Annotated in this window: 13 protein-coding genes; 9 read left to right on the top strand and 4 right to left on the bottom strand. The window is 70.5% G+C overall.

Annotated elements, in window-relative coordinates:
- Positions 1-71: 71 nt before the first annotated feature.
- The 3 genes from mshA (at position 72) to VYL96_RS13400 (ending at position 3,439) form a co-directional block, all read left to right on the top strand.
- Positions 72-1,382 carry a D-inositol-3-phosphate glycosyltransferase gene (gene mshA / locus VYL96_RS13410; protein WP_131885382.1) on the top strand — a complete coding sequence of 437 codons (1,311 nt, stop codon included), beginning with the start codon at positions 72-74 and terminating at the stop codon, positions 1,380-1,382.
- Between the two features lie 157 nt (positions 1,383-1,539).
- Complete coding sequence (locus VYL96_RS13405) at positions 1,540-2,067, top strand: type III secretion system chaperone family protein (protein ID WP_187701775.1); 528 nt, start codon at positions 1,540-1,542, stop codon at positions 2,065-2,067.
- Between the two features lie 334 nt (positions 2,068-2,401).
- On the top strand, positions 2,402-3,439 hold the full coding sequence (locus tag VYL96_RS13400) for a tetratricopeptide repeat protein (protein WP_131885381.1): 1,038 nt from the start codon (positions 2,402-2,404) through the stop codon (positions 3,437-3,439).
- A 3-nt stretch (positions 3,440-3,442) separates the two neighbouring features.
- Here VYL96_RS13400 and VYL96_RS13395 read toward each other — a convergent pair whose 3' ends face one another.
- The 3 genes from VYL96_RS13395 to VYL96_RS13385 form a co-directional block, all read right to left on the bottom strand.
- Positions 3,443-3,949 carry a GNAT family N-acetyltransferase gene (locus VYL96_RS13395; protein WP_131885380.1) on the bottom strand — a complete coding sequence of 169 codons (507 nt, stop codon included), beginning with the start codon at positions 3,947-3,949 and terminating at the stop codon, positions 3,443-3,445.
- Positions 3,950-3,958: 9 nt separating this feature from the next.
- Positions 3,959-4,267 (bottom strand): type II toxin-antitoxin system TacA family antitoxin, encoded by a 309-nt coding sequence (locus VYL96_RS13390; RefSeq protein WP_043567502.1) that lies wholly within the window; start codon positions 4,265-4,267, stop codon positions 3,959-3,961.
- 85 nt (positions 4,268-4,352) lie between these two features.
- Positions 4,353-6,083 carry a long-chain-fatty-acid--CoA ligase gene (locus tag VYL96_RS13385; protein WP_131885379.1) on the bottom strand — a complete coding sequence of 577 codons (1,731 nt, stop codon included), beginning with the start codon at positions 6,081-6,083 and terminating at the stop codon, positions 4,353-4,355.
- A 41-nt stretch (positions 6,084-6,124) separates the two neighbouring features.
- Here VYL96_RS13385 and VYL96_RS13380 point away from each other — a divergent pair, with 41 nt between their 5' ends.
- From VYL96_RS13380 to VYL96_RS13370, 3 genes are all read left to right on the top strand, one after another.
- The gene (locus VYL96_RS13380; protein ID WP_131885378.1) at positions 6,125-6,871 is read left to right on the top strand and encodes a phosphoglyceromutase; all 747 of its coding nucleotides are present in this window, start codon (positions 6,125-6,127) and stop codon (positions 6,869-6,871) included.
- A 160-nt stretch (positions 6,872-7,031) separates the two neighbouring features.
- Entirely contained in the window at positions 7,032-8,228 is a 1,197-nt protein-coding gene (locus VYL96_RS13375; RefSeq protein WP_106385069.1) for a sensor histidine kinase, read from the top strand.
- Positions 8,225-8,914 carry a response regulator gene (locus VYL96_RS13370; protein ID WP_131885377.1) on the top strand — a complete coding sequence of 230 codons (690 nt, stop codon included), beginning with the start codon at positions 8,225-8,227 and terminating at the stop codon, positions 8,912-8,914. Before VYL96_RS13375 ends, VYL96_RS13370 begins: the two co-directional genes overlap by 4 nt.
- A gap of 64 nt (positions 8,915-8,978) precedes the next feature.
- Here the strand turns inward: VYL96_RS13370 and VYL96_RS13365 are convergent, their stop codons facing one another.
- The gene (locus VYL96_RS13365; RefSeq protein ID WP_131885376.1) at positions 8,979-9,836 is read right to left on the bottom strand and encodes a DUF3109 family protein; all 858 of its coding nucleotides are present in this window, start codon (positions 9,834-9,836) and stop codon (positions 8,979-8,981) included.
- Between the two features lie 33 nt (positions 9,837-9,869).
- Between VYL96_RS13365 and VYL96_RS13360 the strand changes: the two genes are divergently transcribed.
- The 3 genes from VYL96_RS13360 to proC all read left to right on the top strand — a co-directional run bounded on the left by VYL96_RS13360 (position 9,870) and on the right by proC (position 14,069).
- The gene (locus VYL96_RS13360) at positions 9,870-10,817 is read left to right on the top strand and encodes a Ppx/GppA family phosphatase (RefSeq protein ID WP_207913541.1); all 948 of its coding nucleotides are present in this window, start codon (positions 9,870-9,872) and stop codon (positions 10,815-10,817) included.
- A gap of 2 nt (positions 10,818-10,819) precedes the next feature.
- Positions 10,820-12,694 (top strand): Rv0497 family membrane protein, encoded by a 1,875-nt coding sequence (locus VYL96_RS13355; protein ID WP_131885375.1) that lies wholly within the window; start codon positions 10,820-10,822, stop codon positions 12,692-12,694.
- Between the two features lie 538 nt (positions 12,695-13,232).
- Complete coding sequence (proC, locus tag VYL96_RS13350; RefSeq protein ID WP_131885374.1) at positions 13,233-14,069, top strand: pyrroline-5-carboxylate reductase; 837 nt, start codon at positions 13,233-13,235, stop codon at positions 14,067-14,069.
- Positions 14,070-14,182: the final 113 nt, after the last annotated feature.

Genomic DNA, 14,182 nt, shown 5'->3' with positions numbered 1-14,182 from the left:
GCCCGACCCGCCCACCCGCCGGGCACCCGGCCGACGTGCACGCCCGCGCGGGCGGGGGCACAATCGAGCGGGTGACCGTCTCCGAGCTCGACCGCGGCGTCGCGCACCCGCTGCCCCGACGCATCGCGGTGTTGTCCTTCCACACCTCCCCGCTCGCCCAACCGGGCACGGGCGACGCCGGCGGCCTCAACGTGTACGTCCTGCAGACCGCCCGCCGGCTGGCCCGCCGCGGCGTGGAGGTCGAGATCTTCACCCGCGCCACGCACTCGTCGCAGCCGCCCGTTGAGGAGGCCGGCGACGGCGTCCTGGTCCGCAACATCGTGGCCGGGCCGTTCGAGGGCCTGCGCAAGGAGGACCTGCCCACGCAGCTGTGCCCGTTCGTCGCGGGCGTCATGCGCGCGGAGGCCGGGCACGCGCCGGGGCACTACGACCTCATCCACTCGCACTACTGGCTGTCCGGTCAGGCCGGGCTGGTGGCGTCCGAGCACTGGGGCGTGCCGCTCGTGCACACCGCCCACACGCTCGCCGAGGTCAAGAACTCCGTGCTCGCCGCCGGTGACACGCCGGAGCCCGAGTCGCGGCGGATAGGGGAGCAGCAGATCGTCGACGCCGCGCACCGCCTGGTCGTCAACACCGTCGGCGAGCGCGACGAACTCGTCCGCTTCTACGACGCCGACCCGGCCGACATCGACGTCGTCTCGCCCGGCGCCGACCTCGACCAGTACACGCCCGGCACGCAGCGCGGCACCGAGCGGGCCCGCCGCGCGCTGGGGCTGGCGCAGAAGTCCGAGGTCATCGCCTTCGTCGGCCGCATTCAGCCGCTCAAGGCCCCCGACGTGATCGTCCGCGCGCTCGCCGAGATCGTCCGCACTCAGCCGCACCGCGACGTCCGCCTGCTGGTCGTGGGCGGGCCCAGCGGGTCCGGGCTCGAGCGGCCGCGGTCGCTCATGGAGCTCGCCGACGAGCTGGGCGTGGGCGACCGCGTGAGCTTCCTCGCGCCGCGCCCGCCGTCGGAGCTGGTGGACGTGTACCGCGCCGCGGACATCGTGGCGGTGCCGTCGTACTCGGAGTCGTTCGGGCTCGTCGCGCTCGAGGCGCAGGCGTGCGGGACGCCCGTGGTCGCCGCCGCGGTGGGCGGGCTGCCGACGGCCGTCGCCGACGGCCGCACCGGGCTCACCGTGGACGGGCACGACCCGCGTCGGTGGGCGGACGTGTTGGCGGGACTGCTCGACGACGACGAGCTGCGCCTGTCCATGTCGCGGGCCGCCCCGGTGCACGCCTCCGGGTTCAGCTGGGACTCCACGGCCGACGGTCTGCTGGAGTCGTATGCGGGCACGATGGCCGCCTACCGGGCCCGGCGTGCGGAGGCGGCGGCGTCCTGACCGCGCCCGGCGTGCGGAGGCGGCGTCCTGACCGCGCCCGGCCGCCCGGACCATCCGCCGGAGCGCGGGCGCCGAACCCCTGTGGGCGCCACTCGCGTAGACAGAAGTTCGAGTAGACACGAGGGACGACGCGCCCCACCGCCGAAGGAGCCCCACCATGAGCGACGAGACCCGCGAGCCCGACTTCGACCAGCCCACCGTGGACCGGATCCACGACTTCCTCGTGGAGCGGGAGATCGAGTCCACGCTGGCCGACGGCCACACCTTCGTCGTGCAGCTGCCGGGGGAGAAGCGGCTCAAGACCGCCTGCCATCTCACGGTGAACAAGGAGAGCGTGCGCGTCGAGGCGTTCGTGTGCCGTAACCCGGACGAGGACTTCGAGAAGGTCTACAAGTACCTCCTGCGCCGCAATCGTCGGCTGTACCAGGTGGCGTACACGCTGGACAACAACGGCGACATCTACCTCGTCGGCCGCCTGCCGCTCATCGCGGTGACCGAGGAGGAGCTCGACCGGGTGCTGGGTCAGGTGCTCGAGGCGGCCGATCACGACTTCAACATCATCCTCGAGACCGGCTTCCACACGTCGATCCGCCGCGAATGGGAGTGGCGGGTCTCGCGCGGTGAGCCGCTGCGCAACCTCGACGCGTTCCGCCACCTCACCGAGGACCTGCCCCAGCCGGAGTAGGCGGCCGGCTTTGCCTTTTTGTCTGATCGCTGGCCTACGATTCGCAATGTGTACTCCGAGCTTTACGTCGCCGCCCTCGACAACTTCGTAACTGAATGCTCGGCGAACGACCATGCATTGTGTGGCGGACACGGGGCGTGCGAATCAATCCGCAACGACGCCGTCGAGCAACGTCGGATTGAATGGGAATGGGCTGACGTCGACTTGGGTCGAGACGTCTTGCAACGGGTCGGCGCTCCTCCGGACGGGTCTTGGCCGACGGCCACCTTGCTTCGTTTGGTGCGCGACAAGGTCCTCACCCCTCCGTGGCGGGACCCACTGAGGCGCCGTTTATGTGACATCGGCGCTCGGGTTGTTGGGCGAGCGGGGTATCGGTCCAGATATGGTCCTGAGGGGATTTCTAGCACCATCAGTCGCGACACAGCTGCTCTACGACCTCAGCCTGGCGGTGTGGGCCAGGGAAGCCGGTTCGGACGAGCCTCTTCCCTCCGCTCCGACGATGCAGCCGTGGCTCAGATACGTTGAGGACTGCCTTTCTAGCTGCCGCGGAGCGGACGGAGAGATCACGCTCGATCACCTCTTGCACGAAACTCGAAGGGGCGCCAGACGCCATCACATCGATCGATGGATAGAGGAGGCGGCCGCGGCACATCTGATTGCTTGGAAGCTAGAAGGATACGAACGTACGGAGGCAGTGCTCGACCACAGAGTTTCGGCCGGCGGGCAGTCCGTCTCTAGGTGGGTTTACGAGCGGTTCACTAGGACTTCGCCGCAGGAGTGGTGCACGCGGTCGGTGGAACTCGAGATTGCCTGGACCAGCGATCCTCAGGGCATTTCAGGTCTGACCGGTATCAGCGTTGACGTGTTGGCCGAGCGGCGATTCCCGAAGCCCGTGTTGTGGAATGCGCTCGGGCTGTCCGTAGTGAGTGAACTTCAGAGGGGAGATTCGGAATCAGTTGACGCGGAGCAAGTCTTAGAGGACATCTTGCTCGCGATACAAGTGGGGGACAGATTTGCGGCGGTGCACCGCGCGCGAAAGGCGTGGCTTAATGACCCGCAGAACGCCGTATGGGGCAATGCGTTAGCGTTTTGCTCGATTCCAGATGACCCAGAACTGGCCATACGGTTACTTAAGACCGTGCCAAACGAGGTCGAGAATGTCAGTAAGTCAGTCAATTTAGCGGCGGCTTATATCGTTTTGGGGGATCTCGAACGGGCTGGTAGGCAGTTCGATTCCATCGGAGGGAGAGTCGCTGCCTGGTATTGGGACCCCGCCTCTCTGTGGACGGGAAACCCGGTCGCGGTAGAGATTGAGCCGACTCGGTGGCTCGATTCCGCTAGAGAGATGCTGCGAGCCGCGAGCGGTGAGTAGGCGTCAGGTTGAAAGAAACTCCCTGCGGACATCCTTCATAGGCAAGAACAAATGCAACGGATCGGTCGGGGAATTCAGAAAGTTGCCATGGTGAAGATAGAATTTCCTAGCCTCTTCGTCGCGAGCGTGAATGAGGAATGCGGCCGCCCCGATGGACTCGCTAATGACCGCAGCTCGCTTGAGTGAGTCCTGCAGTAGGCCAACGCCCAGTCCGCGCCCGCTAGCTGACTCGTCCACGGCCAGCCGTGCGAGCAGAATGCACGGAAGCTCGGCCGGTCGACCGCCCTTGGTTAGCCGATCGGGTACGTGAGCAAGTTCGACTGCAGCGACGACGATCGAGTAGTAGCCCACTACTCGATCGCCGTCGGTGCTTACGTAAGTGACCGCATTGTTGGCTCGCTGGTTGACGAATGCGTACCGGTCCAACCACGAATCGAGTTCAGCCGCTCCGCTACAGAATCCCTCAGTGATATCGCTGCGAAGTAGCTTGCGGGGAGGAGAGTACGACATCCTGGGCGGTCACTCGCTCTCGGGATCGGTAAACGGCGACGGGCGGGCGGCCAGTCGCCGGAGCTTGGAGGCGTCCTCTAGAGGGGCATCAAGCAGGCGATTAAACTCGTCCCACTGGTCCTGGGAAACCGTGAACCATCTGCGATCAGCGAGTACCTTTTCGGCTTGATCGACGGCGCTGCCCAGAATGAACTCGGTCATGGAAGTGTCGGTCGCAGACGCCGCGCGACGTAAGATTTCTTCTTGTCGTTCGCTCGCTCGTAGATTGATACGCTGCGACTTCGACGAACGAGTCGCGGCTTCTGATGACTGGCTCATGGCGAACCCCTTCCTTTGTGAGTACACAGTACGTACGGGCTGGATGGGGTGTCAACCTATACGTTTACGGCGAAGGTCACGTCGTTTAGCTAGTCGATCGACAGCAGTCGTTGATCTGCTCGGCGACCTTCTTGCGCAGGACCTTGCCCATCGGGTTGCGGACCAGGTCGTCGACCTCGACGAACTCCCGCGGCACCTTGTACCCGGCCAGCGACGTCCGGCAGTGCGCGCGGACCGCGTCGACGTCGAGCGTCGCCCCCGGCTCGAGGACCACCGCGGCCACGACCTGCTCGCCCCCGTCGGCGGCGGGACGGCCCACCACCGCGCAGTCCGCGATCCCCGGGGCGGTGCGCAGCACCGCCTCCACCTCGGAGGGGTAGACGTTGAACCCGCCGGTGACGATCATCTCCTTGATCCGGTCCACCACGTGCAGGAAGCCGTCGTCGTCCTGGACCACGACGTCACCGGTGCGGATCCAGCCGTCGTGGAAGGTCTCGGCGGTCGCCTTCTCGTTGCGCCAGTAGCCCGGGAAGACCTGCGGTCCCTTGACCAGGAGCTCACCGGGCTCGCCGGTCGGGACGTCGAGCGAGGGATCGTCCTTGTCGGCCACGCGGATGTCGGTGTCCGGGAACGGGACGCCGATGGAGCCGGCCCGCCTCGCCGTCGACATGGGGTTGCCGACGGTGATGGGGGAGGTCTCGGTCATCCCGTAGCCCTCCACGAGCAGACCACCGGTGGCGGACTCCCACTTCTCGATGAGTTCGGCGGGCAAACTCATGGCGCCGGACAGCGAGTGCCGGATGCCGTGCAGCGGGATCTTCCGCTTCTCGGCCTCCTCCAGGATTCTGGTGTAGATCGGCGGGACGGCCGGGATGAAGGTCGGCAGGTCCTTCTTCAGGATCGGCATGATGAGGTCCATGTCCGGGGTCGGGACCAGCTGGAGCCGCGCGCCCTCGGCGATCCCGAACACCACGCACAGCGTGACGCCGTAGGCGTGGAACATCGGCAGGGAGGCGAGGAACTTCTCCTCGCCCGGCGTGAGTTCGGGAACCCAGGCGCGACCCATCTTCGCGTTGGCCACCAGGTTGGCGTGGGTGAGCACGGCGCCCTTGGGGGTCCCGGTGGTGCCGGAGGTGTAGAGGATGAGCGCGGCGTCCTCGGCGGCGGGCCGCGGGTGCGAGAAGTCGAGCTCGGGGCCGGTCTCGAGCTCGCCCCAGTCGAGGGTGCCGGGCGCGGGCCGGGTGAGCTTGGCGCGGGAGGCGCGCAGCGCGGGCACGGGGAGATGTCGCAGCGCGAGTCGCTTGGCGGTGGGGAAGGCGTCGAGGAGGTCGACGGCGAGGACGTGCTCGATCCGGGTGCCCGGGCGGTCCGCGAGGTCGCGCACGACGTTGGCGACGACGTTCCACGTCACGACGACCTTCGCCCCGTGGTCGGTGAACGGGCCCTCGAGCTCGTCGGCCGTGTAGAGGGGGTTGTGCTCGACGACGATCGCCCCGATGCGCAGGGCCGCGTAGAAGACGGCCACGCCCTGGGGGCAGTTCGGCAGCAGCACCGCCACGCGGTCGCCGGGCCGGACGCCGAGTCGGCGCAGGCCCTCGGCGGCGCGGCGGACCCGGCGGCCGAGCTCGGAGTAGCTGGTCAGGCGGCCGAAGAACTCGGTGGCGGGCCGGTCGGCGTGGGCGGTGACGGCGGCGTCGAACTGGTCGATGAGGGTGGTGGCGCCGTAGTCGAGGTCGTGCGTCGTGCCCGGGGTGTAGTGCACGGTCCACGGCCGGTCGGGGTGTGCGGGGGTGTCGGCTCCGGCGTGTGTGGTCATGTCTGCACCGTAGTCCTCGGAGCGCGGGTCATAATGGCCGTATGGCTTATGGAACACTCGTCCTCCTGCGTCACGGGCAGTCCACGTGGAACGCATCCAACCAGTTCACGGGCTGGGTCGACGTCGACCTCACCGATCTGGGGCGAGAGGAGGCGGTCCGCGGCGGCGAGCTCCTCGCGGAGGCGGGGATCCTGCCCGATGTGCTCTACACGTCGCTGCTGCGTCGTGCGATCACCACGGCGAACATCGCGCTGGACGCGTGCGACCGCCACTGGGTGCCGGTCATCCGCCACTGGAAGCTCAACGAGCGGCACTACGGCAAGCTCCAGGGGCTGAACAAGGCGGAGATCAAGGAGGAGTTCGGCGATGAGCAGTTCATGCTGTGGCGCCGCAGCTACGACACGCCGCCGCCGCCGATCGACGCGGACAACCAGTACTCGCAGACGAGCGACGTCCGGTACGCCGATCTGCCGGAGGTGCCGCTGACCGAGTGCCTCAAGGACGTCGTGGAGCGGTTCATCCCGTACTACGCCGCCGAGATCGCCCCGAAGCTCGCGGAGGGCAAGACGGTGATGGTCGCCGCGCACGGTAACTCGCTGCGAGCACTGGTCAAGCACCTCGACGGCATCTCGGACGACGACATCGCGGGCCTGAACATCCCCACCGGCATCCCGCTGGTGTACCGGTTCGACGAGGCCGGTCTGGTCGCCAACCCGGGCGGCACCTACCTCGACCCGGAGGCCGCCGCCGCGGGTGCGGCGGCGGTCGCCAACCAGGGCGGCAAGTAGCGCGCGCGGCGGCGTCCCCGCCCCGGTGCGGTCGGACGGCCCGTCGCAGGTGAAGGCCCGGTGAACGGGCCGTGAACCCCCGTCCACCTGCGGACTTCCCGCCGGTGGACGGAGGTTCGTCGATTCGGGCGCGCGGGCGGGGCACCGTAGGATCGGGGCCGTGCAGGTCAGTCTGGGGATCTTCCTCGCGATCGTCGCCGGGGTCATCGGCTTCATCGTGGGCGGCTTCGTCGTCCCGCTTATCAACCGGCGCAACGAGCGTCGCCGTGCCGAGCAGGCCGGGCCGAGCCGGCTGGAGGTGCTGCAGGGGGTCTACCTGCAGGCGCCATATGCGCTGGCCGTGGTGGACCGGCATCAGGACGTGGTCCTCTACAACCGTCGCGCGGCGGAGCTGGGGATCGTCGACGACCGCCTCCTCGTGGAGCCGGTGTGGCTGGCCGCCCAGGCGACGTTCACGACCGGGGAGCCCACGCGCTTCGACCTGCCCGCCAAGTTGCTCACCGGCCGCCGGCGCATCCCCTCGGTGAGCGGGCGCAGCGAGATCCTCGGCGAGTACAACGAGCAGTTCGTGGTGGTGTTCGCCGACGACGACTCGGAACACCGCCGCATGGAGGCCGCCCGCCGCGACTTCGTCGCCAACGTCTCCCACGAGCTCAAGACGCCGGTCGGGGCGATGGCCGTGCTCGCGGAGGCGCTCCTGGAGTCCAAGGACGACCCGGACTCGGTCGAGTACTTCGGCGGACGCGTGGTGAGCGAGGCCCAGCGGCTGGGCAAGATGGTCTCCGAGCTGATCGAGCTCTCGCGGCTGCAGGGCGCCGAGCGGATCCGAGACCCCGAGCCGGTGGACGTGGACGACGTGGTGGACGAGGCACTGCGCCGGTCCGCGTCGACGGCGGAGGCGGCGGGGATCGAGCTCATCACCGACGCTCCGTCCGGCCTCGAGGTGAAGGGCGACCGGACCCTGCTGGTCACGGCGCTGACCAACCTCGTCTCCAACGCGGTCAACTACTCGCCCGAGCGCACTCCGGTGTCGATCACCCGGGGTATCGACGGGGACACCGTGATGCTGCGCGTCACCGACCGCGGCATCGGGATCGCCCCCGAGCACCAGGCCCGCGTCTTCGAGCGGTTCTTCCGTGTGGACAAGGCGCGTTCGCGGGCGACCGGCGGGACGGGCTTGGGGCTCGCGATCGTCAAGCACGTCGCGCAGAACCACAACGGAGCTGTCAGCCTGTGGAGCCGCCCCGGCACGGGGTCGACCTTCACACTCGAACTCCCGGCCCACGTGGAGCCGGGTGGCGACGGGACGACCCCCGCCGCCGAGCACGTCTCACAAGGAGAGGACCAGGTGCCGTGACCAGGGTGCTGATCGTGGAGGACGAGGATTCGTTGGCGGATCCGCTGGCGTTCCTTCTCCGCAAGGAGGGCTTCGAGGTCGACGTGGCGGGGGACGGCCCGACCGCGCTGGAGAGCTTCGAGTCCGAGGGTGCGGACATCGTGCTGCTCGACCTCATGCTGCCCGGCATGTCCGGCACCGACGTGTGCAAGCGCCTGCGGATGACGTCGAGCGTGCCGGTGATCATGGTGACCGCTCGGGACAGTGAGATCGACAAGGTCGTGGGCCTGGAGCTGGGTGCCGACGACTACGTGACCAAGCCCTACTCGGCCCGCGAACTCATCGCCCGCATCAGGGCCGTGCTGCGGCGCGGCGCGGAGTCCGAGGCCGAGCCGGTCGAGGAGATCGGCGTCCTGGAGTCCGGGCCGGTGCGGATGGACATCGAGCGGCACACGGTGATGGTCCGCGGCGCGGCGGTCACGCTGCCGCTCAAGGAGTTCGACCTGCTCGAGTACCTGCTGCGCAACTCGGGCCGGGTGCTCACGCGCGGTCAGCTCATCGACCGGGTGTGGGGTTCGGACTACGTCGGCGACACCAAGACCCTCGACGTGCATGTCAAGCGGCTGCGCTCGAAGATCGAGACGGACCCGCGCAAGCCCGTGCACCTGGTCACCGTCCGCGGGCTGGGCTACAAGTTCGAGGCCTGACCGCCCCGCCCGCCGGCGGCCTGATCGCCCCGCCCGCCGTCGGCGCGCGGCGCCGCCGCCGGCGTCACCCGTCGGCGCCCCCGCCAGCCGCGCGCTCGGTCGCCGGGTGCACGGCCACGATGCCCAGCTGCCGCCGGCGCCCGCACGCCGCGGCGAGCACCTCGTAGGCCTCGGCGCCGAGGAGTTCGACCAGCTCGTCGCGCAGGGAGACGTACACGGGCTCGGTGCCGACGTGCGCCTCGGGCGAGCCGGTGCAGTACCAGTCCAGATCGAGCCCGCCCGGGCCCCAGCCGCGGCGGTCGTACTCGCCGACACGGGTGTGGAGGATCTCCACCTCGTCGGCGCGGGTCTCGGTGTCCTGCGTGAGTCGTATCGGCAGCTGCCAACACACGTCGGGTTTGGATTCGGGGAGGCTACGCCCCGTCCGCGCGGCGAGGTGGTGCAGGGCGCAGCCCGACCCGGTCGGCCATCCGACGTCGTTGAAGAACACGCATCGGCCGCCTAGGCGGCGTGTCCTGAGCGCGGGCTCCATCTCGCCGTCGTCGCCGGTCAGTTCGTCCTCCTCGAGCCACGACTCGAGGACGGTTCCCTCCTCGGACGCGGCGCGCTCGGCGGCCTCGCGGTGCTGCCACTCCTCGGGCCGGAGCAGGGCGACGTTGGCCCGCAGGCGGCGCCGGTCGGAGTCGTCGGCGAGGAACGCACCGTGCGTGCAGCACCCGGAGTCGGGCTGGCCCGCCTCGATACCGTGGCAGGCGGGGGTGCCGAAGACGCACGTCCACGAGGACAGCAGCCAGGTCATGTCGGCGGAGATGAGGTGTTCGTCGTTCGCCGGGTCGGGGAAGGTGTACCACTCGCGGGGGAAGTCCAGGGCGACCTCGGGCAGAGGGGTACCCGGGTTCGAGGGGCGGTCGGTGGCGGTCACAACCTGCGACCGTAGACCGTTTAGGGTGGTCGTGTGAGATTAGGTGTCCTGGACGTGGGCAGTAACACGGTCCACTTCGTGGTGGTCGATGCCCACCGGGGTGGTCACCCGACCCCGATGAACGACTCCAAGACCCGGTTGCGGCTGATCGAGTACCTGGACGAGGACAACAACATCTCCCGCACCGGCATCGCCCGGCTGATCGACGCGGTCAACGAGGCCGCCGAACTCGCGCGCGCCACCAAGTGCCGTGAGGTCATGGCGCTGGCCACCTCGGCCGTGCGCGACGCGGCCAACTCCGACGAGGTGCTGGAGAAGGTCGCCAGGGAGACCGGGATCGAGCTGCGCGTCCTGTCCGGCGAGGACGAGGCGCGGATGACGTTCCTCGCCGCCCGCCGCTGGTACGGGTGGAGCGCGGGGCGGATCGTCAACCTCGACATCGGTGGAGGCTCGTTGGAGATGACCAGCGGGGAGGACGAGCTGCCGGAGCAGGCGTACAGCCTGCAGCTCGGCGCGGGCCGCCTCACGCACGACTGGTTCAAGACCGATCCGCCCGAGCGCAAGCGCATCAACCAGCTGCGCGACTACATCGACGCCGAGCTCGACGGCCCCGCGCGGGCCATCCGCGCCGCGGGCGAGCCCGATCTGGCGTGCGCCACCTCCAAGACGTTCCGGATGCTGGCCCGGCTCACGGGTGCGGCGCCGTCGTCGGAGGGGCCGCGCGTGGAGCGGATCCTCACGGCGGCGGGTCTGCGGCAGGTGATCGCGTTCATCTCCCGCATGACGGCCGCGGACAGGGCAGAGTTGGAAGGGATCAGCTCCGACCGCTCGCATCAGGTGGTGGCGGGCGCGCTGGTGGCGGAGGCCGCCATGCGTGCGTTGGGGTTGGAAAGTGTGAAAATCTGTCCGTGGGCCCTGCGAGAGGGGCTGATCCTGCAGCGTCTCGACCGGGACGTGGGCGGCGACGGGAAGGGGAGCTGACGATGGCCGAGGATGCTGAGGGCCAGCAGATCACCGTGGCGGAGCTGCTCAAGCGCATGGGCGCAGAGCAGCAGGCCGCGCCGGGCGGGCGTCGACGTCGCCGTGCCGAGGAGGGGGGCGTCAGCGTCTCCGAGCTCACCGGTGAGATCCCGCGCATCACCGACGACACCGTACTGAGCAGCCGCGCCGCCCGCCGACGGGCCCGCGAGGCCGAGGAGGCCGCCGGTGGTGGCGAGTCGAGTGCCGGTCAGGTCGTAGCCGGGTCTGGTGCCGGGTCGGGGGCCGGGGAGACCGGCTCGGACGGTCCGGCCGGCGCACCGGAGGGTGCGGGCGGTTCGGCCGGCGCACCGGAGGGCGCGCGCGGTCCGGCGGGCGGTTCGGCGGGCGCGGGGAAGACCCCGGGGACGACGACGAGCCCCACCTCGTCCCCATCCCCGCGGTCCGCGGCGCCCGCGTCAGGGCCGTCCTCGGCGAGCGGCGGGTCCACGACGTCCACGCCCGCCGGGTCGGCTGGTCAGGCTGAGCGGGCCGGGCAGGGGCAGGCCGCGTCGTCGGCGTCGCAGCAGCCCACCTCGCAGATGCCGGCCGCGCCGCGGTCGCAGGGAGCGCAGACCCCGGGCACCCAGGCTCCGTCGGCGCAGACCCCGGCCGCCCCGACCCCGTCGGCGCAGGCTCCGGCCGGGCAGACCCCGCCTCCGTCTGCCGTCGCCGCCGCCGGCGAGCCCCAGAAGAAGGGCGGCCTGCGCGGGTTGTTCGGCCGCAAGCGCAAGGATCCGCAGCAGTCCGAGTTCGACGCCCCGGCCGGCCGTCCGGCCCCCGCCGGCCGTTCCGATCACGATCAGGCCGCCGAGTCCGCGGAGCCCGCCGTTCCCGCCGCCGGCCCGCTCGCCGACTCCGCCCCCGGCGGCACGGTCGGTAGCGCGGGCGTCACGGCGGTGGGCGCCGCCGGCGCGGCCGCTGCTCGGGCCGGGTCCGGCTCGACCGGTGCCGACGCGAACGCGGCCACCACGCCGCAGCCCGCGGTGCCCGCCGCCGGCCCGTCCGTGGCCGACAAGGCCACTGCTCCCGGTTCCACCGCGGCCGGCAAGACCTCGACCGGCGGGGCTCCTGCCACCGCGAAGTCTGCCGCCGGGGCTCCGGCTGCTGCTGCCGCCGCGGCCGCAGCCGGCAAGCGCGGCGAGAACGACGCCGCCGAGGCGGATGCGTCGGCGACCGCTCCGGGGGAGGGCCCCGAGTGGGGAGTGCCGTCGGGCAGCGGCTCGACCGCCCACCGCGCACCCGAGGCTCCCGGTGAGCAGACCGGCGACACCGCCGCGACCGACTCCGGGACGACCGACTCCGACGGGCGTGACGGCGTTCTTGGCGCGGCGACCACTGCCGCCGCCGGCGGTGCGGGCGTGGCCGGGATGGCCGCCGCTGTCATCGGCGCCGGGACCGCCGACGCCCGGCCCGGGACCGACGAGCCGGCTGACGAGCACTCGACCGCCCGGCAGCAGACAGCGCAGTCGGCCGAGCAGCCGGCGGGACAGCCCACCGCCGACGAGCGCGCGGCCGACCAGACGGACCCGGGGTACCGCGACTTCGAGTACGCCCCGGGCGGCGTCGGCGCGGAGCGGTCGTCGGCGTCGCAGTGGCTGATCCTCATCGCGCAGGTGCTGGCCTCGGCGGTCGCCGGTGCGGCCCTGTTCATCGGCTTCCAGCTGCTGTGGAACAACCTCACGTGGGTGGCGCTCGCGCTGGCGATCGTGGTGATCGTGGGACTCGTCGCCATGGTCCGCGTGCTGCGCCGGTCAAACGACACGGTGAGCATCGCGCTGGCGGTGATCGTCGGCCTAGGAGTGACCTGCGGCCCGCTACTGCTGAGGCTGGTCACCTAGGCTCTCCGCCCACCCGGCCGCCCGCCCACTCGACTCCGCCCGCACCTGCACCAGGTGCGGGCGGAGTCGTTTCTCGGCGCGTGCCCCTGCGGGCCTCCGGCGGCGCCGCGACTCAGCTATCGGTTTGCGCGCCGCCTATCGGATCACGCGCCGCCTATCGGATCACGCGCCACCTATGGGGCCCCACGGGTGCAGCGGGATCAGATAGGTGGCGCGGGGGCTGGGCGGGCCCGGCGCGGTCGGTCCGCCCCTCAGGCCGCGAGATGCCCCGCGGATTGCGATGCGCCCCTCGATCGGAGGCGAGGGTCCGCCCGGATGGCGTCGACATGCACCTCGGATCGCGATACGCGCTTCCGATTGCGATGTGCGCTGCGGGTTCCTGGGGCGGATCGCAATCCGAGGGGCGGATCGAGTGCGGAGGGTGCGCGAGGCCCGCCCGCGCGCGAGCCGCGCGTAGGCCCGGTCGGCGCGCTGCCGGTCGACGGAGCACGCAGCCAGCAGCCGGGAGCGGGCGGCCGAGTGTGGCACTGTAATGAGCATGACGAGAATCGCAGTGGTCGGCGGCGGACGCATCGGAGAGGCCCTCATCGCGGGGCTTCGCGAGTCGGGGACCGAGTCGTCGGACATCGTGGTGGTCGAGGCCGTGCAGGCCCGCGCCGACGAGCTGGCCAAGAAGTACAACATCCTCGCCACCAGCCTCGACATCGGGTGTGAGGGCGCCGATGTGATCGTCGTGGCCGTCAAGCCTCAGGACGTGCCCGCGGTGGTCGACCGGATCGGCGACGCCATCTCCGACAGCGTCCACGAGTCGATCGTCGTCTCGCTCGCGGCGGGCGTACCCACGAAGGTGCTCGAGAACAAGCTCAGCGCCGGCTCGCCCGTCCTGCGGGTCATGCCCAATACGGCCATGCTCGTGGGGCACGGCGTCTCCGCGGTCTGCAAGGGCCGCTACGCGCGCGACGAGCACCTCGAGCAGGTGGTCACGATCATGGAGAGCGTGGGCCTCGTCGTCGTCGTCTCCGAAGCCCAGATGGACGCCGTCACCGCCATCTCCGGCTCCGGCCCCGCCTACTTCTTCCTCCTCGCCGAGGCGATGATCGACGCCGGCGTCGAACGGGGGCTGCCGCGTGACGTGGCGGTCAAGCTCGCCACCGGCACGGCACTCGGCGCGGGCGCGATGCTCACCGGCGGCGGCGAGGGGCCCGCCGAGCTGCGCTACAACGTGAGCTCCCCGGGCGGCACCACCGCGGCGGCGATCCGCACGCTCGAGGCCCGCGGACTGCGCGCGGCCGTGGCGGACGCGGTCGAGGCGGCGGCGTCCCGGTCGCGGTCCCTGGCGCAGGCGGCCACCTCCGACGACGACGAGAACGACTGACCCCGCGCGGCCCCGCCCGTCGCCGATGCGGCAGGACGGGCCGCGTGTGCGCCCACCGAACCGACCCGCCGGAGCTGAGATCTCAGCCACCCGGCGGGTCGCTTATTTAGCAC

The organism is Dietzia maris, assembly GCF_036287335.1.
GTDB lineage: Bacteria > Actinomycetota > Actinomycetes > Mycobacteriales > Mycobacteriaceae > Dietzia > Dietzia cinnamea.
The sequence above is the reverse complement of the archived record's forward strand: the minus strand, read 5'-3'. Positions and strand labels throughout refer to the sequence as shown.